The organism is Microbulbifer celer (assembly GCF_020991125.1).
In the GTDB taxonomy this organism is placed as follows: domain Bacteria; phylum Pseudomonadota; class Gammaproteobacteria; order Pseudomonadales; family Cellvibrionaceae; genus Microbulbifer; species Microbulbifer celer.
In genome coordinates this window covers 1,065,723-1,087,592 of the sequence record NZ_CP087715.1, presented here as the reverse complement: position 1 = coordinate 1,087,592, position 21,870 = coordinate 1,065,723, and the positions used below count along the sequence as shown (strand labels likewise).

Annotated in this window: 20 protein-coding genes; 5 read left to right on the top strand and 15 right to left on the bottom strand. The window is 56.3% G+C overall.

Annotated elements, in window-relative coordinates; translation table 11 throughout:
- Positions 1-1,129: 1,129 nt before the first annotated feature.
- From LPW13_RS04370 to leuC, 7 genes are all read right to left on the bottom strand, one after another.
- On the bottom strand, positions 1,130-1,924 hold the full coding sequence (locus tag LPW13_RS04370) for a hypothetical protein (RefSeq protein WP_230438216.1): 795 nt from the start codon (positions 1,922-1,924) through the stop codon (positions 1,130-1,132).
- 14 nt (positions 1,925-1,938) lie between these two features.
- Positions 1,939-3,309 (bottom strand): HlyD family type I secretion periplasmic adaptor subunit, encoded by a 1,371-nt coding sequence (locus tag LPW13_RS04365; RefSeq protein ID WP_230438215.1) that lies wholly within the window; start codon positions 3,307-3,309, stop codon positions 1,939-1,941.
- A complete protein-coding gene (locus LPW13_RS04360) occupies positions 3,306-5,489 on the bottom strand; it encodes a type I secretion system permease/ATPase (protein WP_230438214.1) in 2,184 nt (727 codons plus the stop codon). Before LPW13_RS04360 ends, LPW13_RS04365 begins: the two co-directional genes overlap by 4 nt.
- 382 nt (positions 5,490-5,871) lie before the next feature.
- On the bottom strand, positions 5,872-6,987 hold the full coding sequence (gene asd, locus LPW13_RS04355) for an aspartate-semialdehyde dehydrogenase (RefSeq protein ID WP_230438213.1): 1,116 nt from the start codon (positions 6,985-6,987) through the stop codon (positions 5,872-5,874).
- Positions 6,988-7,062: 75 nt separating this feature from the next.
- Positions 7,063-8,136: a 3-isopropylmalate dehydrogenase gene (gene leuB, locus LPW13_RS04350; protein ID WP_230438212.1), complete on the bottom strand. Its 1,074-nt coding sequence runs from the start codon at positions 8,134-8,136 to the stop codon at positions 7,063-7,065.
- Between the two features lie 244 nt (positions 8,137-8,380).
- The gene (gene leuD, locus LPW13_RS04345) at positions 8,381-9,028 is read right to left on the bottom strand and encodes a 3-isopropylmalate dehydratase small subunit (protein WP_230438211.1); all 648 of its coding nucleotides are present in this window, start codon (positions 9,026-9,028) and stop codon (positions 8,381-8,383) included.
- Positions 9,028-10,494: a 3-isopropylmalate dehydratase large subunit gene (gene leuC / locus LPW13_RS04340; RefSeq protein WP_230438210.1), complete on the bottom strand. Its 1,467-nt coding sequence runs from the start codon at positions 10,492-10,494 to the stop codon at positions 9,028-9,030. The genes leuD and leuC overlap by 1 nt, the downstream gene beginning before the upstream one ends.
- Positions 10,495-10,795: 301 nt before the next feature.
- On the opposite strand from leuC, the gene LPW13_RS18190 reads away from it, so the two are divergent.
- From LPW13_RS18190 to LPW13_RS04330, 3 genes are all read left to right on the top strand, one after another.
- Positions 10,796-11,017, top strand: coding sequence for a LysR family transcriptional regulator (locus LPW13_RS18190; RefSeq protein ID WP_329957930.1), 222 nt, complete (start codon positions 10,796-10,798; stop codon positions 11,015-11,017).
- Positions 11,018-11,674, top strand: coding sequence for a LysR family transcriptional regulator substrate-binding protein (locus tag LPW13_RS04335; RefSeq protein WP_329957929.1), 657 nt, complete (start codon positions 11,018-11,020; stop codon positions 11,672-11,674). It abuts the gene before it with no gap.
- Positions 11,675-11,788: 114 nt separating this feature from the next.
- On the top strand, positions 11,789-12,466 hold the full coding sequence (locus LPW13_RS04330; protein WP_230438209.1) for a TIGR04219 family outer membrane beta-barrel protein: 678 nt from the start codon (positions 11,789-11,791) through the stop codon (positions 12,464-12,466).
- An 82-nt stretch (positions 12,467-12,548) separates the two neighbouring features.
- On the opposite strand, the gene aroC is transcribed toward LPW13_RS04330, so the two are convergent.
- Both aroC and prmB read right to left on the bottom strand, forming a co-directional pair.
- Entirely contained in the window at positions 12,549-13,646 is a 1,098-nt protein-coding gene (gene aroC / locus LPW13_RS04325; protein ID WP_230438208.1) for a chorismate synthase, read from the bottom strand.
- A 129-nt stretch (positions 13,647-13,775) separates the two neighbouring features.
- Complete coding sequence (gene prmB, locus LPW13_RS04320) at positions 13,776-14,705, bottom strand: 50S ribosomal protein L3 N(5)-glutamine methyltransferase (RefSeq protein WP_230438207.1); 930 nt, start codon at positions 14,703-14,705, stop codon at positions 13,776-13,778.
- Positions 14,706-14,921: 216 nt separating this feature from the next.
- On the opposite strand from prmB, the gene folE reads away from it, so the two are divergent.
- On the top strand, positions 14,922-15,461 hold the full coding sequence (gene folE, locus LPW13_RS04315; protein ID WP_230438206.1) for a GTP cyclohydrolase I FolE: 540 nt from the start codon (positions 14,922-14,924) through the stop codon (positions 15,459-15,461).
- Between the two features lie 29 nt (positions 15,462-15,490).
- Positions 15,491-15,847, top strand: a complete 357-nt coding sequence (locus tag LPW13_RS04310; RefSeq protein ID WP_230438205.1) for a 5-carboxymethyl-2-hydroxymuconate Delta-isomerase — start codon at positions 15,491-15,493, stop codon at positions 15,845-15,847.
- A 39-nt stretch (positions 15,848-15,886) separates the two neighbouring features.
- Here LPW13_RS04310 and LPW13_RS04305 read toward each other — a convergent pair whose 3' ends face one another.
- The 6 genes from LPW13_RS04305 to htpG form a co-directional block, all read right to left on the bottom strand.
- Positions 15,887-16,753, bottom strand: coding sequence for an alpha/beta fold hydrolase (locus tag LPW13_RS04305; protein WP_230438204.1), 867 nt, complete (start codon positions 16,751-16,753; stop codon positions 15,887-15,889).
- Positions 16,754-16,851: 98 nt separating this feature from the next.
- The gene (gene sixA, locus LPW13_RS04300; RefSeq protein ID WP_230438203.1) at positions 16,852-17,313 is read right to left on the bottom strand and encodes a phosphohistidine phosphatase SixA; all 462 of its coding nucleotides are present in this window, start codon (positions 17,311-17,313) and stop codon (positions 16,852-16,854) included.
- A gap of 36 nt (positions 17,314-17,349) precedes the next feature.
- Positions 17,350-18,000, bottom strand: a complete 651-nt coding sequence (locus LPW13_RS04295; RefSeq protein WP_230438202.1) for a DUF4389 domain-containing protein — start codon at positions 17,998-18,000, stop codon at positions 17,350-17,352.
- 110 nt (positions 18,001-18,110) lie between these two features.
- Positions 18,111-18,386, bottom strand: coding sequence for a DUF4389 domain-containing protein (locus LPW13_RS04290; protein WP_230438201.1), 276 nt, complete (start codon positions 18,384-18,386; stop codon positions 18,111-18,113).
- Positions 18,387-18,473: 87 nt separating this feature from the next.
- Positions 18,474-19,496, bottom strand: a complete 1,023-nt coding sequence (locus tag LPW13_RS04285) for an NAD(P)H-dependent glycerol-3-phosphate dehydrogenase (protein ID WP_230439146.1) — start codon at positions 19,494-19,496, stop codon at positions 18,474-18,476.
- Positions 19,497-19,824: 328 nt separating this feature from the next.
- A complete protein-coding gene (gene htpG, locus LPW13_RS04280) occupies positions 19,825-21,741 on the bottom strand; it encodes a molecular chaperone HtpG (RefSeq protein ID WP_230438200.1) in 1,917 nt (638 codons plus the stop codon).
- Positions 21,742-21,870: the final 129 nt, after the last annotated feature.

The window sequence follows — 21,870 nt, the reverse complement described above, 5'->3', positions numbered from 1 at the left end:
CCCATGTCTTAGTATTCAGCAAATCCAGCCCCGTATAATCATCACTGGCAAGGTTCTGCTTACTAGAGACCGAGCCGGTGAATACTATAGGAACCTGCCTGCCGATTCCGGAAGGATCAATCTGATCTTCTGTTAGGTAATTCGTAATTCCCGCAAGGAAACCACCACCTTCATAATCAAAATTATCATTTACAGGCTCCACACAGATATCGACAATCTCCCTGAAGCCGTTTGGATGGACAACAAACTGCGCACCGTCATTAATTTTGAATTCAGTCGAGCCGAATACGTATGCTCGCTCCGCGTAGTCGCTATCAGTAACGCCACTGTAATATTGACTTACAGACAAAGTGCTATTTGGGTCTAGCCCATAAGCTAAAAGCAGGTCTTTAGTGGAGTACGTTCCAGGAGCTAATCTATTTCCATCCCCCAAATACTTTGCATCAAAATTACCCAAGAAATTTCTGACGAAATTAAACCGCTCAACGCCGGCGAACCTACCACCCCCCGTCGTCATATATTCGTCCATATCTACCTCAATCGGATCGCCCAATTGGCCTTCAGGGCGAATCAGCGCCTCTTCCTTGAGGTTCGCCGGCGGCGCATCCTGATTGAATAGGTACCTGGAAACCACTTGGTCGATTGTTGGCATAGCCATAAATACTCTCCTTACATCCATTTAACAAAATCCAAACTCAAAGCATTTTCAACCTTCTCTGTCATAACATCCCCACAAGTGGATACAGAGACAGCACGACTATGAACTGCAATACCCCGATTAAATGCTTCAAAAGTACCCTCGTAAGCTTCCCGCTTATCTTCCATATATTCCTGAGTGGTTCGTTTATAAAGCCTATTATCACAACACCCTTTCTGTATGATTAAGCTTTCTGCAGAATAAAAATTCTCCCCGAAACCAAGGTATCCTTAATCCTGATCTTGATATCATGCTTTTTCAACACACATTATTTGAATGTCACATAACTTGTACTCCTTTTACCGGCGACGCATCCTGATTGAACAGATACCTGGAAACCACTTGCTCGATTGTTGTCATAGCCATCGTCTACTCTCCTTGCAGCGATCTAACCAATTTAAATACAAAAATCTTTCAAACTACCATTAATAACTAATTATTGGAGTATCCCCAACGAATCCACTTGGTGATGTTTAGCCTGGGGCCCATTCCTCTTTCACCTTTCCTAGTCAAAACATCACCACAGTTTGACACCGCAATAATGTCCTTGCCACGCATTTTCTGTTTATCTATATTTTTTAATGTCCACAGATATGCATCAACAGAATCTTTCCTATATACCTCACTCTCTCTATAATAGGTCCTGTTATCACAACAATCCTTACTTATAAAGACTCTATACAGACCATAATAATGATTGCCAAATCCAGAATATCGATCAAGAAAACCAATATCAAAGGACTTTAACAACCAATTACTCTCCTTAATCTTCTCAGCACTTTCTGAAAAAAAAATCGCGGCCAACTCATCCTTATAATCAAAATATGTGAATAATGTAAACTTTTCTGGCACTAAGGAAACATCAAATGAATCTTTTTCTGGAGCTACTATCTCAATAGAAAAGTTTCCCTCAAAAGATTTTTCATTATTAAGTGATTCTTTTGCAATTCTTTTTAACTCTTCTGTAGTTATATCCGGGCCAATGCCAACCTGCCACCCTCGATCAGTTTCTCTTAGTCGCTTGTTGGCAGCCTTGACATCTGTAAGTACCAGGCTCCGCAGCATAGCCTTCCGCAACTCATCATCACTTAGAACCCTGCCTTCTGCCGGGCAGATTCCTGCATCGACCTGCGACAATCTCCAAGAGATATGGAAATAAATAGCAATTAGAGAGAGAACCACAATAGATATAAGAAAATAAAGCAACTTTCTTTTATAGATTTGCACTTGCGCCCCTACCTTTATCTTTCTTTCATGCTATCTTTCTTGTACCTGAGCAACGGCGATAGAAAAAATTCAATTATCCGCCTCTGCCCGGTTTTCACTTCAGCCATTACCGACATGCCCGGCGATAACCGTACGTGCTTACCCGCTATCGAAAGACCATCCTGCTTCAACCTCAAACGCGCCTTATAAATAAGTCCGAGCTGTTCATCCTGCACGGCATCATCGGAAAGATTGATAAGCTCTGCATCAATGACGCCATACTTGGTAAAGTTGAAAGTATCGATCTTGACTTCCGCCGTCTGACCTTCCTGCACGAAGCCGATATCCTTGTTGAGGATAAAGGCCTCCACCTCCATCTCACCCTGCTCGGGCACAATCAACATCAGCTCCTGGGCCGGTGTAACCACACCGCCGATGGTATGGACCGCCAGTTGCTGAACGGTGCCATCTATAGGCGCCTTGATATGGTATTGCCTGCTGCGCTGCTCGGCCTTGGTCTTTTCCTCCCTCAGTGAGGATTCCCGAGTCTGTGCTTCCTGCAACTGCTGCAGGGTGCTTTTATACTGCTGGTGAACCAGGGCATCCTGTTGTGCCCGGTTGGCCGCCAGGGAAGCCTCCAGCTGTTGTAGCTGCGCTTGCTGTATGCCGATATCCTGCTCGACTTCTATCTGGCTCTGCTTGACCTCGAGATAATCCATGCGCGGGCCGAGATTTTTCCGCTGCATCACTTCATAGGCGCTCACCCGCTCATTCAACACCTCCAGCAGGCGCCGGCTCTTGGTTACCTCGGCCTCTGTCATCCGGTACTCAGCCTGCAGTCGGGCCGCCTCTCTCTCCAGGGCATTGAGATTGGCCGTAATCTCCGCGGCTTCCTGCCGCAGCAGTGCCTCGTATTTTGCGAGATAGGAGGCAAACTCCGGGTTGTCATTTTTTAGCACCGGCAACTGTAAGCGACCATTCGCAAACCAATCGGCCAACGCCTGCAGGCGGTGTCGTTGCAACGCCGTATCACGCCACTCCTGCTGCAGACGGCGCACATCGGCCTCGGTGATGGAGGTATCCAGGGTGATCAGCGGATCGCCCGCGGTAACCCGCCCCCCTTCATGTACATGGATCGCCGCTACCGCGGCGGTTTCCAGCGGCTGGATGGTCTTTACCCGCTCGCTGGGGATCACCTTGCCCTGCGCGGTAGCGACGATATCGATACGGCCGAAGCACGCCCACAACAGGGCGATCACAAATAGCGCAGCGATCGCCCAAAGGATTGCTCTCCCAAGGGGAGAGGGTGGGGTCTGCTCGATCTCAATTGCGGCAGGGCGGAAACTGTGGATATCCCCATCCGTCAGTACTGCCTGCTTTTCCGAGGCCAAAGCCGGGAGTTTCACGACTGCTGCCTCCCCGCACCGCTATCGATGGATACCGTCTTCAAAACCGGCGTATGATTTTGATAGCTGTGCAACCGTGCGTAGTAGCCCTCCTGCTCCAGCAATGCGTCGTGCGGGCCACTCTCGACAATGCGACCCTTGTCCACCACCAGTATGCGATCCGCATGGCGTACGGTAGAGAGGCGGTGGGCGATAATAAATACTGTGCGGTCCCGGCATATATGGCGCATGTTCTCCTGGATAATCCGTTCGGATTCATAGTCCAAGGCACTGGTGGCCTCGTCGAAGATCAGAATGCGCGGGTTGGTGATCAGGGCCCGGGCAATCGCTATGCGCTGCCGCTGCCCGCCGGAGAGGGAGGCCCCCTGCTCGCCCACCAATGTGTCGTAGCCTTCCGAGAGCTCGACGATAAAATCGTGGGCGCCGGCGAGCCTGGCCGCCTGGACCACCCGCTCCATTGGCAGGCTGGGGTCAACCAGGGCGATATTGTCCTTGACCGATTGGTTGAACAGCCGGTTTTCCTGCAGCACTACACCCACCTGGCGGCGCAGCCAGGCCGGCTCCATCTGCGCCAGGTCTATGCCATCCACCAGTACGCGGCCAGATTCCGGTAAATAGAGGCGCTGAACCAGCTTGGTCAGGGTGCTCTTCCCCGACCCGGAGCGGCCGACAATGCCCACCACCTCCCCGGATTTCACCTCCAGCGAAAGCTCGCGCAGGATATGGGGCTGATCCGGCCCATAGCGAAAGGAGACATTGTCAAAGGTCACCCTGCCCCGCACCTTCGGCAAGGTGGTGCGATTGGGGTTATGGCCTGGCTCGGTCGGCGTGTTGAGGATATCCCCCAGGCGCTCTATGGAGATTCCCGCCTGCTGGAAGTCCTGCCAGAGCTGCACCAGTTTGAGAATGGGGCCGCTGACCCGGCCGGCGATCATATTGAAGGCGATCAGCTGGCCGATGCTCAGGTCATTGCGCATCACCAGGGTTGCACCCACCCATAAGATCAGCACTGTGACCACTTTATTGATCAGTTGCGCCACCTGGCCCGCGATATTGCCCAGATTATTGGCCTTGAAGGACGCGGCCACATAGCCCGCCAGGTTCTCCTCCCAGCGGCGTTGCATCTGAGGCTCCACCGCCATGGCCTTTACGGTTTCGATACCCGCAATGGACTCGGTAAGGAAGGCCTGGTTTTCCGCTCCGCGCTTGAACTTTTCGTCCAACCTGCGGCGCAGGATGGGTGTAATGTAGACCGAGAGAGCTACATAGAAGGGGATGGAGCCCAAAACAATCCAGGTCAGCGTAGGACTGTAAAAGTACATCACCGCAAAGAACACGATGGTAAAGAACAGATCGATAAGCAGGGTGAGCGCCGAGCTAGTAATAAAATTTCGAATCGTATCCAGCTCCCGCACACGCGCCACCGTATTGCCCACCTGGCGGGTGAGGAAATAGGCAACGGGCAAACGAGTCAGGTGGTGGTAGAGCTTGGCTCCCAGGGTGACATCCACCCTATTGGTGGTGTGGGTAAACAGGTAGTTGCGCAGTCCGTTCAGCAACACATCGAAAACAGAGATCACGATAAGACCGAACGCCAGCACATCAAGGGTGGTCAGGCCCTTGTGCACCAGCACCTTGTCGATCATTACCTGAAAAAACAGCGGTGTAATCAGTGCAAACAGCTGGATAAAAAAGGAAGCGAGAATAACGTCCCGCAATAGATGCTTGTACTTGAGGATTGCAGGGATAAACCAGCTGATATCAAACTTGCCGGTTATTCCCGGCAGGATGGAGCGCTTTGCGATCAGTACTAAACGACCGCTCCAGCGAGAGAGGAACGCATCTTTGGAAAGGGTTTCCGGGCCTTTGCCGGACGGCCCCTGAATAAGGACTTTATCCTCCGCCACCCGAGCAAGAACAACAAAGGAGCCATCATCGAGTTCAGCAATGGCGGGCAGGGCAAGGCGGGACAGTTTGTCCCAATCTGCGGAAAAACCCCGGGCTTTCAGGAGCAGATGCCGCGCAGCACGAATGATCTCGGATTCGCGAAACTGCTGTTCGCTGGAAGCGAACTGGTGACGGAGCTGATCGGGGTCAGCGGCAACCTGGTGAAAGCGCGCCAGTATTACCAGCGCGGAAATACCGGAGTCCAAACTCCCTTTGGTACTAGTAGTACTCATCCCTATGAACTACCTTCTAAAACTACTATTTCTATCGGACGGTCAACACAGCCGTGACCGAACTTCAATATCCTTTCCATTTTGCTCACGATAAGTTTGTGACCAAAGTGGCGGGTAGAGTATCAACGAAAAGAAAAGGGAATAAAAGGGAATAAATGGGAATCAAAGAGTAATCTGCAGAAAAAACCGGTAGCAAAATCCGAGCGCCGGGTTGCAATACTCTTTGCAGGGTTTAAAAGCAGGAGCAGTAATCGCCAGGGATGGCTTGAGTGCAGGTTTTACAGGAGCGAGTATCTGCCCGGCCGCGATCAGAATCCAGGAACCGTCCCAGATACTGACCCCGGCTACGGACCGCTCCTACAGGGGAGCCGGCTTTCAGGCGTTACAGCTTACCCAGCAGGATCAGCAGTACACGACGCAGAGGTTCTGCGGCGCCCCACAGCAGCTGGTCGCCCACGGTGAAGGCATTCAAGTATTCACCACCCATGCTCAGCTTGCGCAGACGGCCCACCGGGATATCCAGCTTGCCGGTAACGGCAGTCGGGGTCAGCTCTTTCAGGGTTACTTCGCGGTCGTTCGGCACAACCTTCACCCAGTCGTTGGCGGAACCGATCAGCTTTTCGATCTCCTCCATCGGCAGATCTTTTTTCAGCTTCACAGTGAACGCCTGGCTGTGACAGCGCATCGCACCGATACGTACGCACGTACCATCCACCGGCACATCAGTTTCGGTGGCCAGAATCTTGTTGGCTTCCACCTGCGCCTTCCACTCTTCGCGGCTCTGGCCGGATTCCAGCTGGGTATCGATCCACGGCAGCAGGCTGCCCGCCAGCGGCTCGCCGAACTGCGCGGTGGGGAAATCACCGCTGCGCATGGTTTCTGCTACCTTGCGATCAATTTCCAGAATCGCGCTGGCCGGATCTGCCAGTTCGGACGCCACACCGTCACGGATGCTGCCCATCTGGGAGATCAGCTCGCGCATGTGCTTGGCACCGGAGCCACTGGCCGCCTGGTAAGTCTGTGCGGTTACCCACTCAACGAGGCCTTCCTTGAACAGGCCGCCCAGGCCCATCAACATCAGGCTCACGGTGCAGTTACCGCCGATGTAATTTTTCACACCGGACTCGATGCCGCGATCGATCACGTCGCGGTTCACCGGGTCCAGCACGATGATGGCATCATCGTCCATGCGCAGGCTGGAGGCCGCATCGATCCAGTAGCCATTCCAACCTTTTTCGCGCAGCTTCGCGAAAACTTCTTTGGTGTAGTCACCGCCCTGACAGCTGACAACCGCATCCAGCTCCGCCAGTGCGTCCAGGTCGTAGGCGTCTTTCAGGGGCGCAACTTCTTTGCCAATCTCAGGCGCTTTACCACCCGCGTTGGAAGTGGAGAAAAATACCGGCTCGGCGATATGCGCGAAATCGCTTTCTTCCAGCATGCGGCCCATCAAAACGGAGCCGACCATACCGCGCCAACCTACGAATCCTACCTTGTTCATTTCATTACCCTGTTAAATCTGTGAGTTTCTGGATCCCGACCCGTGTCGGGGGAACGAGTGACAACTGCGGACCTATCAGAAAGCGGCCACCACTGCTGCGCCCATTTCCGCGGTGGAGACTTTCTTCGAGCCTTCGGTATAAATATCCGCGGTACGCAGTCCCTGATCCAGTACCTTGCTCACTGCCGCTTCGATCGCTGCTGCGGCCTCGCCCATATCGAGGGAGTAGCGCAGCATCATCGCGGCAGACAAAATGGTGGCCAGCGGATTGGCGACGCCCTGCCCTGCGATATCCGGCGCGCTGCCGTGACAGGGTTCGTAAAGGCCAAAACCGCTTTCGTTCATGGAAGCCGAAGGCAACATACCAATGGAGCCGGTCAGCATGGCGGCGGCATCGGACAGAATGTCGCCAAACATATTGCCGGTCACCATCACATCGAACTGCTTGGGTGCACGCACCAGCTGCATGGCCGCGTTGTCGACGTACATATGTGACAGCTCCACATCCGGATACTCCGGCGCCAGGCGGTCCAGCACTTCGCGCCACAGTACGGTCACATCCAGTACATTGGCTTTATCGACGGAGCACAACTTGCCGCCGCGCTTCTGTGCCGCTTCGAACGCGGTACGGGCGATACGCTCGATTTCCGACTCTTTGTAGACGTAGGTGTTGTAGCCCTGTTTCTCACCATTCTCCAATGTTTTGATACCGCGGGGTTCTCCGAAGTAGATACCACCGGTCAATTCGCGCACGATCAGAATGTCGAGACCCGAAACCACTTCCGGCTTCAGGGAAGACGCTTCGGCCAGCTGCGGATAGAGAATGGCCGGACGCAGATTGGCGTAGAGGCCGAGTCCGCTGCGGATTTTCAGCAGGCCCTTTTCCGGACGGATGGCGCGGTCGAGAGTATCCCACTTGGGACCACCCACGGCGCCCAGCAGTACGGCGTCGCACTCGCCGGCGTTTTTCAGTTCGGCATCGGTCAGCGGTTCACCGTGGGCATCGATTGACGCCCCGCCGATCAGGCCTTCGGTAAATTCCAGGTTCAGGCCAAACTTCTCATCGGCAACTTTCAGTACCGCTACCGCCTGCTCGACAATTTCCGGGCCAATACCGTCGCCCGGGAGGATCATGATTTTTTTGCTCACTATCTCATTCCTTTTCTGGAGGCTTCGTAGCAACCAGCAATAAAGTTTTGGGGCGGCGCTGCCAAAATCGAAGCACAATTCTTGAAGCGAAGGCTTCGACGGCGATGGGCATTTGCCAGACCTTCTGCGAGAGGGACCTCGCAGAAGAGCCCCCATGGATGGGTTCACGGCGTGTCTGGCAAATGCCCATCGCCGGCGGAGCCGCCACTAAAGCTAGCTAGTGGGACCCCATACCCAAATAGTGCTATTTCACTGCATCAAACAGCCACGGCGCCTGTTCACGACGCTTGGCTTCATACGAGCGGATCGCATCCGCATCTTCCAGAGTCAGGCCGATATCATCGAGGCCGTTCAGCAGGCAGTGCTTGCGAAATTCATCCACTTCAAACCCGATGGTCTCGCCATTGGGCTTGATTACCTGCTGCTTTTCCAGATCGATGGTCAGCGCGTAGCCTTTCTCGGCGTACATCTCCTGGAACAACTGCTCGACGGTGTCCTCATCCACAACGATCGGCAACAGACCATTCTTGAAACAGTTATTGAAAAAGATGTCCGCAAAACTCGGCGCAATCACCGCGCGGAAACCGTAATCATCCAACGCCCAGGGCGCGTGCTCACGGCTGGAACCACAACCGAAATTCTTGCGCGCCAACAATACTGATGCGCCTGCATAACGCGGGTGGTTCAGCGGAAAATCCGGGTTTACGGGGCGCTGGCTGCAATCCTGCCCCGGCTGGCCTTCATCGAGATAGCGCAGCTCATCGAACAGGTTCGGGCCAAAACCGGTGCGCTTGATGGATTTCAGGAACTGCTTCGGAATAATCAGATCCGTATCCACATTGGCGCGATCCATTGGAGCGGCAATGCCTTTATGTTGGGTAAAAGCTTTCATCACGCGTCTCCTTTTTCACTCACGGCAGTCTTCTGCATTTCACGCACATCCACAAAGTGACCCGCAATCGCCGCAGCCGCCGCCATGCTCGGGCTCACCAGATGGGTACGACCACCGTAGCCCTGGCGACCTTCAAAGTTGCGGTTGGACGTGGAAGCACAGTGCTCACCGGCACCCAACTTGTCCGCATTCATCGCCAGACACATGGAGCAGGACGGCTCGCGCCATTCAAAACCCGCTGCCACAAATACCTTGTCCAGCCCCTCTTTTTCCGCCTGCACTTTTACCGACTGGGAACCGGGCACAACAAGCACCTGCTTCACACTGTCGGCCTTCTTGTGACCTTTGGCCACTGCGGCAGCAGCGCGCAGGTCCTCGATCCGGGAGTTGGTGCAGGAACCAATGAAAACGCGATCCAGGTTGATATCGGTAATCTTCTGGCCCGCTTTCAAGCCCATATATTCCAGTGCGCGTTCGATACCGGACTTCTTGGTAGCGTCGCTTTCCGCTGCGGGATCGGGCACCGCCGCGCTCACCGCAGCAACCATTTCCGGAGAAGTGCCCCAGCTTACCTGCGGCTCGATTTCTTCCGCCTTCAGCTCAACGATTGCATCAAAATGCGCGCCGTCGTCGGAATGCAGACGGCTCCAGTTTTCCACCGCCATATCCCACTGCGCCCCCTTGGGTGCATAGGGCTTGCCTTTCACATAGTCCAACGTCACCTGATCCACCGCTACCATGCCCGCGCGCGCGCCGGCTTCGATGGCCATATTGCAGATCGTCATACGACCTTCCATGGACAGACTGCGGATTGCAGAACCGCCAAACTCAATCGCGTAACCGGTACCGCCAGCAGTACCGATCTTGCCGATTATCGCCAGCACCACGTCTTTTGCGGTAACGCCCGGACCGAGCTCACCGTCCACGCGCACCAGCATGTTCTTCATCTTCTTCTGGATCAGACACTGGGTGGCCATCACATGCTCCACCTCAGAAGTACCGATCCCGTGCGCCAGCGCACCCAGCGCACCGTGGGTGGAAGTATGTGAGTCACCACACACCACCGTCATCCCCGGCAGCGTCGCCCCGGTCTCCGGACCGATCACATGCACAATGCCTTGGCCCGGGTCATTGATACCGAACTCGACAATACCGAACTCGGTACAGTTCTCATCCAGTGTCTGCACCTGAATGCGGGACACCTCATCCTGGATCCCGGCAATGCCACCGGAACGCTCCGCGGCATCGGACGGCACATTGTGGTCCGGAGTGGCGACCACAGAATCCGTCCGCCACGGCTTGCGGCCGGCCAGGCGTAGCCCCTCGAAGGCCTGGGGCGAGGTCACTTCGTGAATCAGGTGGCGATCGATATAAATCAGTGCAGTGCCGTCATCGCGGCTTTTGACCAAGTGGTCTTCCCAGAGCTTGTCGTAAAGCGTCTGTTTATTGTGCGCTTGCTGGCCCATTAGCCCCATCTCCTCTATGGATAACATGCTGGAGTCTATGGATGTGATTGAATAACATCAATTTATATTTATTATATGGCGCATTCGGTTTTGGAATACCAAATACTGCGATGCGAAGGAGTCAGCTGCGGGGGCGGCTTTGCGAGACCGTCTGCGGCCAGGACGGCCGTAGCCGAGCCCCCAGGGATGGGTTTACGGCGTGTCTCGCAAAGCCGCCCCCGCAGCTGACGCCGCCACATAACCAGACCCGAAGCCCCCTGAACCCCACTAGTGGCAGCGCCGCCACCGAGACGCAAAAAGTATGGAAATCCAGTGGTTAAAAGCTTTTCTCGCCATTTCAGAACAGGGCTCCGTGTCTGAAGCGGCAGAACAGCTGCACCTGACCCAGCCCGCGGTCAGCAAACGCCTCGCGTCCCTCGAACAGCAACTGGGCACCCCCCTGTTCGACCGCATCGGCCGCAAACTGCAACTCACCAACGCCGGCAAAGCCCTGCTCCCCCGCGCCCGCCACATCCTCAACTAAGTGAGCGACGCCGAACACGAACTCAGAAGCATCGGCGAAACCATCGGCGGCAGCCTGCGCATCGCCACCAGCCACCACGTCGGCCTGCACCACCTGCCCCCGGTCCTGCGCGACTTCAGCAACCGCTACCCCGACGTCTCCCTCGACATCGACTTCCTGGACTCAGAACAGGCCTACGAAGCACTCATGGCCGGCGAATACGAACTCGCCGTCGTCACCCTCGCCCTCAAGGACTACCCCAGCCTCAACGCCCAGATCATCTGGCCCGACCCCTGCGTCGTCGTCGCCGCCCCGGACCACCCCCTGGCACAGATGCCCGAACTGGATTTGCCCGCACTGGCCAAATACCCCGCGATCCTGCCCGACCTCAACACCTACACCGGCCGGCTGATCAAACGCGAGTTCGACGCCCACAACCTCAAACTCACCGCCAAACTGGCCACCAACTTTTTAGAGACCATCAAAATGATGGCCGGCGTCGGCCTCGGCTGGAGCGTACTGCCGCAGACCCTGGTGGACGACTCCCTGGCAGAGCTGCCCGTACCGCAGCTGCGGGTCGTGCGCAACCTCGGCATCATCTATCACCGCAACCGCACCCTCAGTAACGCCGCCAATGCCCTGCAGCAGTTGCTGGTCAAGGAAGCGCGGGGGCTCTGAGCCCGATTCCCCGGACTTCCTTTCGATAGCAAAATCTCAAAATCGCCAACTGTTCAGAGAAAGTTCAAAAAAAACCTGTAAACTCCGCCGCAAAATCAAAAGGGAGCGACTCCAATGAAAAAAGTGACTCTGGCACTCTGTGCCGTTCTGGCGTCTGCTGGCGCCAGCGCTGACACCATCCTCGGCTTTGATGCTACCGCGGGGGCATGGAAACAGGACTACAGCGGTGACCTGAACAATTTGCTCGATGGCGATTATCTGAAGGATGGCAACAACACCTTCCTGCAGGCTGCGCTTGAACACCCGATCCCGCTGGTGCCCAACGTCCTGATCTCTCACACCCAGATTGAATCCAACTTTGACGGGATCAATAGCGATCTGGACCTGAGCCACACCGACGCCACCCTGTATTACGAAATTCTGGACAACTGGGTAAACCTCGACCTCGGCCTGACCGCGCGACGCTTCAATGGCTCTCTGGAGGTTTTGGGTATGGACAGCGAAACTACCACCGCAGATTTCGCCGGCACCGTCCCCATGGTTTACGGCCTGGCTCGCTTCGACCTGCCATTTACCGGCTGGTCCATCATTGCCCAGGGCAATGGTATTGAATATGACGGCGACAAGATCACCGACCTGACCGCCAAAGTCCGCTGGGACTTCGTTCCCGCGCTGGATTTCGCGCTGGAAGCCGGTTACCGCACCATGTCCATCGACGCGCCCGAGCTGGATGAGCTGGAGCCGAACCTGGAAATCAAAGGCCCCTACCTGGGCCTGAACCTGCACCTGTAATCAACGGATTACACACAGGCACAAAAAAGGCGGAGCGTTGTTGGCGCTCCGCCTTTTTTTTGTCTGAACAATACCCGCAGGCTTAACCGTCGATGCCCGCAGGAATCTCAAGCCCGAAATCCACATCGCCATTCTGCGCCCGCTGACGCAGCATATGGTCGATCAGCACCAGCGCCATCATTGCCTCGGCAATCGGTGTAGCGCGGATACCCACACAGGGGTCGTGACGCCCCTTGGTCACCACCTCAATGGGGTTGCCGCTGGTATCCAGGCTCCTGCCGGGAATCCGCAGGCTGGAAGTGGGCTTCAGCGCGATATGCGCGGTCAGCTCCTGGCCACTGGAAATACCGCCGAGCACACCGCCGGCATTATTGGACTGGAAACCTTCCGGGGTAATTTCGTCCCGGTGCTCGGTGCCTTTCTGCTCCACCGAGGCAAAGCCCGCTCCGATTTCTACCCCTTTGACCGCATTGATGCTCATCAGGGCGTGAGCGAGGTCTGCGTCCAGGCGATCGAAAATGGGCTCGCCGAGCCCTGCAGGTACACCGCTGGCATGAACGGAAATGCGTGCACCGATGGAGTTGCCCTCTTTGATCAGGGCCTGCATGTATGCTTCCATCTCCGGCACTTTGTCCGCATCCGGGCAGAAGAACGGGTTCTGATCCACCTGAGACCAGTCGAGCTTGTCGACCTTGATTGGCCCCAGTTGCGACAGGTATCCGCGTACCTCGATACCTTTTTGTTTCAGCCATTTTTTGGCAATCGCGCCGGCGGCGACGCGCATGGCGGTTTCGCGGGCGGAGGAGCGGCCGCCGCCACGGTAGTCCCGCAGGCCGTATTTGGCCCAATAGGTGTAGTCGGCGTGGGCGGGGCGGATCTGTTCGGCAATATTGGCGTAGTCTTTGGAGCGCTGGTCGGTATTTTCGATCAGCAGGCCGATGGGGGTTCCGGTGGTTTTACCTTCAAACACGCCGGAGAGAATCTTGACCTGGTCGGCTTCCCGGCGCTGGGTGGTGTACCGGGAAGTACCGGGCTTGCGGCGGTCCAGTTCCTGCTGAATTTCCTCCGTGGTGATCTCCACGCCCGGAGGGCAACCATCGACGATGCAGCCTAATGCGGGGCCGTGGCTCTCGCCAAAAGTGGTAACGCAGAACAGCTTGCCAAAAGTGTTGCCCGACATATCCGGTTTTCCCTACCTCTAGTCAAATATTCGTTGAAGGGGGCGCATTATAGAGGATTCCGTGGCTGGCGGCTCGGGCAATTACTATTCGACTTTCTCCAATTTGGTTCTGGCCTGGTGGCGGTCCCGCTACCGGGCGCCCACCTCGAACATCTCACGACACGCCAGCAAATCTTCCCGGGTCAACACGAACACCCCGTGTCCGCCATCTTCCAGCTCCGGCCATACAAACGGCACCCGCGGGTAGGCTTCTTCCAGTGCCTCCCAGCTATTCCCTACCTCACACACCAGAATGCCCTCCGACTGCAGGTAGTCCGGGGCCTGCAGCAGCAAGCGACGAGTGAAGTCCAGACCGTCGTCACCGGAGCCCAGCGCCAGGCCGGGCTCTGCGCGGTACTCCGCGGGCATTTCGGCCAGGTCCCGGGCATCCACATAAGGCGGGTTGCTCACGATCAAATCGTAGCTGCAGCCTTTCAACCCCGCGAACAGGTCCGATTGCACCGCACGCACCTCATCATTCAGGTGGTGACGGTTGATATTGATCTGGGCGACTTCGATGGCGTCGGCGGAGATATCGCTGACATCCACCCGCGCACCGGGGAAAGTGTCGGCACAGGCAATGCCAATACAGCCGCTACCGCAGCATAGATCGAGGACGGCTAGGGGATCCTCCTGCAGCCAGGGCTCGAAGCGGTGGCGGATCAGCTCACCGATGGGAGAGCGCGGCACCAGCACGCGCTCGTCCACATAAAAGGGAATATCGCAGAACCAGGCCTCATGGGTGATGTAGGGCGCCGGCAGGCGTTTGTCGATGCGCTGGTCCAGTACGTTCATCACCTGGCGGCGCTCGTCCATGGTGAGGCGAGCGTTCAGGATCTCCGGTTTGCTGTCCACCGGCAGGTGCAGGGCGTGGGTGACCAGAAGGACGGCTTCGTCCCAGGCATTGTCGGTGCCGTGACCAAACCACAGGTTTTCTTCATTAAAGCGGCTCGCGCCCCAGCGCACATAGTCCAGCACGGTACACAGCTCGTGTAAATTGGACTCACGTTTCTCTATCATTGGTCTTATTCCTCAAATTTTGGCGCTTTACTCCCGCACCGCAAACGCTTAGGGTAGCGCACCCTCCGGAGTCTCCGAGACTCCACTGTGCCGCCGGGTTACCGGCTATCGACGCCCCGTCATCTCCAGTGTCTGTGTGCCTGGCGAGCTGACAACGCTATGTTAGTGCCAGAGCGCTGAATTGGTCCCGGGGTGAGACGTTGGAAGCTGATTGAAATGAACGAACATTACGCGCGAATTATCGAAGCCATTGGCGAAGACCTCGACCGTCCGGGCCTGAAAGACACGCCGCAGCGTGCCGCCAAGGCCATGCAGTACCTGACTCGCGGTTACCAGCAGACCCTGGACGAAGTCGTCAACGACGCCCTCTTCCCCTCGGACTGCAGCGAAATGGTGCTGGTGAAAGACATCGAACTCTACTCGCTGTGCGAACACCACATGCTACCGTTTATCGGCAAGGCCCACGTCGCTTATATCCCCGACGGTAAAGTACTGGGCCTGTCCAAGGTGGCACGCATTGTAGACATGTTTGCCCGCCGTTTGCAGATTCAGGAACAGCTCACCGTACAAATTGCGAAAACCCTGGAAGAAGTCACCGGTGCCGCCGGCGTTGGTGTGATCATCGAAGCCAAGCATATGTGCATGATGATGCGCGGTGTAGAAAAGCAGAACTCGGTGATGAAGACTTCCGCCATGCTCGGCTCCTTCCGCAGCCAGCAGGCTACCCGCAATGAGTTTCTGTCACTGATCCGCTAATCCCGATCCATAGATGGAGGAACGCGCTCATGCCGCACCTGGTCATTGAATACGCCCAGAAACTGGAAGAGAACCTGTCAATTCCGGCATTGGTCACCGATGCCCACCAGGCCATGAGCGCAACCGGCCTTTTCTCTGCCGACGCGATAAAAACCCGTGCGGTGCCCTACCGGAATTTTGTACTGGGCAGAAATCCCCAGGGGTCCGGAGATCAATTTATTCACGCGGAAGTACGCATTCTCGAAGGTCGCACCACGGAGCAGAAAGAAACGCTCAGTGCAGCAATTTTTAACTGCCTGTGTGAAGCCGCGCCGGAAGTGGCGGATATTTCGGTCGAGGTGCGCGGTATGGAGAAGGCCAGCTACTCAAAGCGGATTCCTTTCTGACGGCCTCCATCTGCCTCAGCCAGTCTTAGACGGGCAGCATTACGCGGTCACATCCGTCAGGAAATCCTGAAACCAGCCTGCGATCTCACCGGCGCCATCTTCCATATGCAGATGATGGCTACCGGCAAACTCCCGCACTTCAATATTCGGATGCCGCTCTGCCAACGGGCGAATACGCTCGATCATCCCCTGAATACCATCCCGCCCCAACGCCAGCCGAATCGGCATCACTGCGCGATCGAGAAATGCCTGCACCTGCGCGGCATTCAACTTGGACAGCGAGCTGGTCAGCAGCTGAGGATCATTGCTCCATATATATCCGCCCTCCACCGGTCGCACGCCCCGCGCCACAAGACGCTGGGCCGCGTCATCCGTCAGCTTGAACAGCCCGTTCTTGCGCGCCGCCACGGCCACTTCCAGTGAGCTGAAGATCTTGGGCTTGCGGTTGCGATAGCGCGCGCGCTGCTCGATGGCTTTGCGCAAGGTCTCTGGAGCTTCACTGTCTTCCGCCGGTGGCGGCACCAGGCCGTCGATCAGCGCCAGCCGCAACACGCGTTCGGGAAAGGTGGCGGCGGTGACCATGGAAATCACCGCACCGCGGGAATGGGACAGCATGGAAAAGGTCTCCCAGCCCAGGGCATCCGCCATCCCCAACACGTCCTCAATTTCGCTCCAGAGGGTGTAGTTGGCATCCTGATGGCGGTGGTAACTCTGGCCGTGTCCGGCCATATCCGCCGCTACCAGATTGATTCCGGTGAGGTGTGGTGCCAGGCGATCAAAGCTGGCGCAGTTGTCCAACCAGCCGTGTAGAGCCAGCACCGGCACGCCATCCAGATCCCCCCACTGGCGGGCGGCGATGGTATTTCCGTGGATATCGAGCTGAATTTCGCGGGGAGAATGGGGCATGAATCATTACAGCAAAGAAACTCGGCCGCCCATGTTGGCAGGCGGCGAGTGCGGCCTCAATGGCCTCAGGTGACAGCAGGTATGACCAATGGACAGGATCAGGATGGCTTGTGCTGCAACCACTCGAGCTCAGCGCAGTCCCGGGCCCAGACATCCGCTTTAAGGCAGGCGAGACTGGCGGTACCCAGAGGGTGTTCATTACCGGTACCACACAGCCCATTGACCAAACTACCCACCAGGGGCTGATGGCTTACCAGCAATAGCGGAAACAGCGCTTCGTCCGCTTCCGCCAGCACATCCATCAGCTGCTGTACCGGAGTATCGCCGGTGAGGTTCTCATTGATCTCAACCTCGAGACCAAAAGTCTCCGCCACAATCTTGGCAGTTTGGCGGGTGCGCACAAACGGGCTCGCCCAGATCGTGCGCACCTGCGCCAGCTCAGAAGCGCGCTCCTTGCACACTGCCCGCACCTCTTCGCGCCCCTCATCCGTCAACGCGCGCGTTTCGTCGCTGTTGCTGAATGGTTCGGCGTGACCATGGCGCAGCACAAATAACAGCACAGATTACTCCTGTATCAAAGGTATCCACCGGGGCGGTTACGACTTGTCGGAACCCTTATCTGAATCAGACGAACCGGAAATGTCGGCACCGGCATCCTCGGTTTCAGCGTCCGCCAACTTCTTGGGTTTTTGGGCAGTCTTTGGCTTATCCTCATCTTCCGGGTCTGCACCGAGATTGATTACCGGCTCATCGTCGGATTTCTCGCTGTCTTTTCTGGTGGATGATTCAGCCGTAGGCTTTTCACTCTTGGCCGCGGGCTTTTCACTTCTGGCCGCGGGCGCTTCAGCCTCAGCGGCAACCTCTTCCGCGGCGGCGCTCTCTTCCACGGTCGCTTCCGATTCGCTTTTATCGCTGATGACCTCACCATCGATCTCTTCAGCGCTTTCGTAATCAGACAGGTCTTCCACGTCGGATTCGGGCCACTCGGAAAACGGGAATGGCTTTTCTTCCGAGTTGTAAATCATGAACTGCAATGTCTGGTATATATAGGACGCAATCTGATCCCCCAGGCGACGCAGGTTGTCATTGGGCCCACCGGTAAAGATGGAAAACAGGAACTGGGCGATCACCACCGCCAACATGACAAATCCCGCGATTTCCAGCAGCACGGCAAACAGCACCATATACACCAGGCGCAGCCATTGATTGGGCGACGTGAGATTTTCCTTCAACTCTTCATTGCTCATAAAATAATCACCAGGACAATTGAAATAAAAATGGGCAGGGTCCGATCCACTTTAGACCCCGAATGGGAAATCGAGCAGCACTCGGCCAGCGGGCAGCCCCGCTTTTGCCCCTATTCCGGCCAGTCAGCAAACGGAAACGGCTTTTCTTCCGTGTTGTAAATCAGAAACTGCAGGATCTGATAAATATAGGATGCAATCTGGCTACCGAGCGGGCGCAAATTGTCGTTTGCGCTGCCGGAAGTAATGGCGAAAAGAAACTGCAGAACGATAGCGGCCAACATAACCACACCCGCTACCGACAGAAGCATCACAAAAAGCACCATGAACAACAGACGCAGCCAATGGTCACTGGAAGTCAGATTGTGTTTGAGCTGTGCGTTTTCCATGATGGAGACCATTTTTTGTGAATTTACGCTTTCGGTTATTCGTCTTATTCGCCAAACCCAGGCGTTATTGTGGCCTGACAGAACGCGCTATTGTGGCTTGGCGGAATAGGCAACGTCGAAAGTCTGCTCGCCAGACATCAGGTCCCGGATAACTTCGGGAATTGGGGTACCTTCAAACAATATGGCGTGAATCGCAGAAACCAAGGGCATGTAGACGCCTAATTCATCGGCTTTGCCTTTAATCAGACGAACGGTGTTCACGCCTTCGGCGACCTGACCGATTTCTGCGACGGCTTCATCCAGCTGCCTACCCTTGCCTACCAGGTAACCCACACGATAGTTGCGGCTCAGATCCGAGGAACAGGTCAGGATCAGGTCCCCCACACCGGCGAGACCGATAAACGTCATCGGGTCTGCGCCCATGGCCTCGGCAAAACGCATCATTTCCGCCAGCGCGCGGGTAATCAGCAGGCTGGTGGTGTTCTGACCGCGCCCCAGGGCAACGGCCATGCCGGTGACAATGGCATAGATATTTTTCAGTGCGCCCGCCAGCTCAACTCCGAATACGTCGTTACTGGAATAAACCCGGAAGGTTTCCGAGTGCAACACTTTCTGGATCGTTTCGCACAGCTCTGCATCTTCACTGGCAATAACGGTGGCGGTGTAGTGACCGGCAACAATTTCCTTGGCGAAATTGGGGCCGCTCAATACCCCCACACGCATGCCTTCGGTCTCCTCGCGCAGGATATCGCTCATCAGGTGGAAGTTGTCATGCTCGATTCCCTTGGTCAGCGAGATCAACTTGGTCCCCGGTGCCAGAATGGGCGCGGCACGGTGCACCACTTCACGGAATGACTTGCTGGGAATGGCCACAAATACAATCTGACAACCGCGTACCGCCGCTTCCAGATCACTGGTGATGTTGAGGTTCGGGTCCAGGGTGACGCCCGGCAGGTAGTACTGGTTTTCCCGCGTCGCCATACAGGCCGCAGCGCGCTCCGGGTCCCGCATCCACTGGCGAGTGTCATGGCCATTGCCGGCAATGATGTTGGCGACCGCCGTACCGAAGCTGCCACCACCGAGAATCGCGATGGCGTAGGAAGAGTCCACTGGAGAGTTAGATGTTCGCTCGGTCATAAACTTCTGACTTGGTGAATTTGCGGGAGATTATACGGGGCCTTGGCACTGAGCCCAACGGCTCGGTGACAACTGTGTCATGTTTACGCAATTCGGCGGCATTTTCCGTGAGATCGCGACGAATTCACAACCAACTCACGAACCGAAAATATAGCGCAGCAACCTGGCAGACAAGACGCCAGCACACTGTTTGGCGCCAAAGCCCCCTGACAAACCACTCAAGCAGCCGTCCGATAATACGCTGCCCTGCCAACAAAAAAGGGGCCCAAGGGCCCCTCTGTGTGTGAAGACTAACGCCGCATCAGCTATTCAGCTCCAGTAGCAGTGAGTTCAGACGACGCACATAGTCCGCCGGATCCGCCAACTGGTTACCTGCTGCCAGGTTTGCCTGGTCCAGCAGAATGTTAGTCAGGTCGGCAAAACGGTCTTCATCCTGCTCCTGATCCAGACGCGCCACCAGCGGGTGAGACGGGTTCAGTTCGAAGATCGGCTTGGCCTCCGGCAGGGACTGGCCCGCCTGCTCCAGAATACGGCGCATCTGCATACCCATATCCTGATCACTGGCTACCAGACACGCGGGAGAATCCACCAGACGCGTGGTGGCGCGCACATCCTCTACACGCTCTTTCAGTACATCTTTTACCCGGTCTACCAGCGCGCCAGCCTCTTTCTCGACTTTCTCGCGCTCCGCCTTGTCATCCTCGTCTTCCGCTTCGCCCAGGTCCAGCGCGCCCTTGGCGACATCCTGGAACTGCTTGCCGTCGAATTCCTGCATATGGCCGACGAACCACTCGTCCACCTGGTCGGTCAGCAGCAGTACTTCGATGCCTTTCTTGCGGAACACCTCAAGGTACGGGGAAGACTTGGCGGTGGCAAAATTGTCGGCACATACGTAGTAGATGTGCTTCTGCCCATCCTTCATGCGACTGACATAGTCTTCCAGCGACTGATCCTGCTTGTCGTTGTCGGTATGGGTGGTGGAGAAGCGCAGCAGTTTGGCGATTTTCTCTTTATTGGAGAAATCTTCCGCCGGCCCCTCTTTCACGACCGAACCAAACAGATCCCAGAACTTCTGGTACTCGTCGGCGTCTTTCTTCGACAGCTTGTCGAGCATGTCCAGCACGCGCTTGGTCAGTGCACTCTTGATCGCATCGGTGTTGCGGTCTTTCTGCAGAATCTCGCGGGATACGTTCAGCGGCAGGTCGTTGGAGTCCAGCACCCCTTTGACGAAGCGCAGGTACAGCGGCAGGAACTGCTCGGCGTCGTCCATGATGAAAGTGCGCTGCACATACAGTTTGAGGCCACGGGCGGCGTCGCGCTGGTACAGATCGAACGGCGCACGCGCGGGAATGTACAGCAGGCTGGTGTAGTCCTGCTTGCCTTCCACACGGTTGTGGCTCCAGGTCAGGGGATCGTCGAAGTCGTGGGAGATGTGCTTGTAGAACTCCTTGTACTCCTCGGATTTCACCTCGGAGCGCGGACGGGTCCACAGGGCCTGGGCGGCGTTGACGGCTTCGAATTCAGGCGCTTTGCGCTCGGACGCCTCTTCGCCCTCCGCTGCCGGCATCTCCTCTTTCAGCATTTCCACCGGCAGGGCGATGTGGTCAGAGTACTTTTTGATGATGGAGCGCAGGCGCCAGCCGTCGGCAAACTCTTTGCCGTCTTCTTTCAGGTGCAGCACCACGCGGGTGCCGCGGTTCGGCCACTCGATATTCTCAACGGAGTATTCCGCCTCACCGCTGCACTCCCAGTGTACACCCTGACTGGCGTCACTACCGGCGCGTCGAGTGAAGACATCCACCTTGTCGGCGACAATAAACGCGGAGTAGAAGCCTACACCGAACTGGCCGATCAGGTGCGCATCTTTCTGCTGATCGCCGGTGAGGTTCTGCATAAAGCTGGCGGTGCCGGAACGGGCGATGGTGCCCAGGTTCTCAATCACCTCGTCACGGCTCATGCCGATACCGTTATCGGTAATGGTAAGTGTGCCGGCGTCTTTATCGAATTCGATGCGGATACGCAGATCCGGATCTTCTTCCAGCAGCTCCGGCTTGGACAGGGCCTCAAAGCGCAGCTTGTCGGCGGCATCAGACGCATTGGAAACCAGCTCGCGCAGGAAGATCTCCTTGTTGGAGTACAGCGAGTGGATCATCAGGTGCAGCAGCTGCTTGGCTTCGGTCTGGAAGCCGTGGCTCTCTTTGTGGGCCTCAACGGTCATGGATCGGTTCTCCCCTAAATCAATCAGATCAACTTCAGGGGATCAGATATTGGGCCACGGGCGCCCAATTCAAGCGCCTACGATAGGAGAAATTCCGAAACAGGCGGCAGATCAGAGAAACGGGCCGGG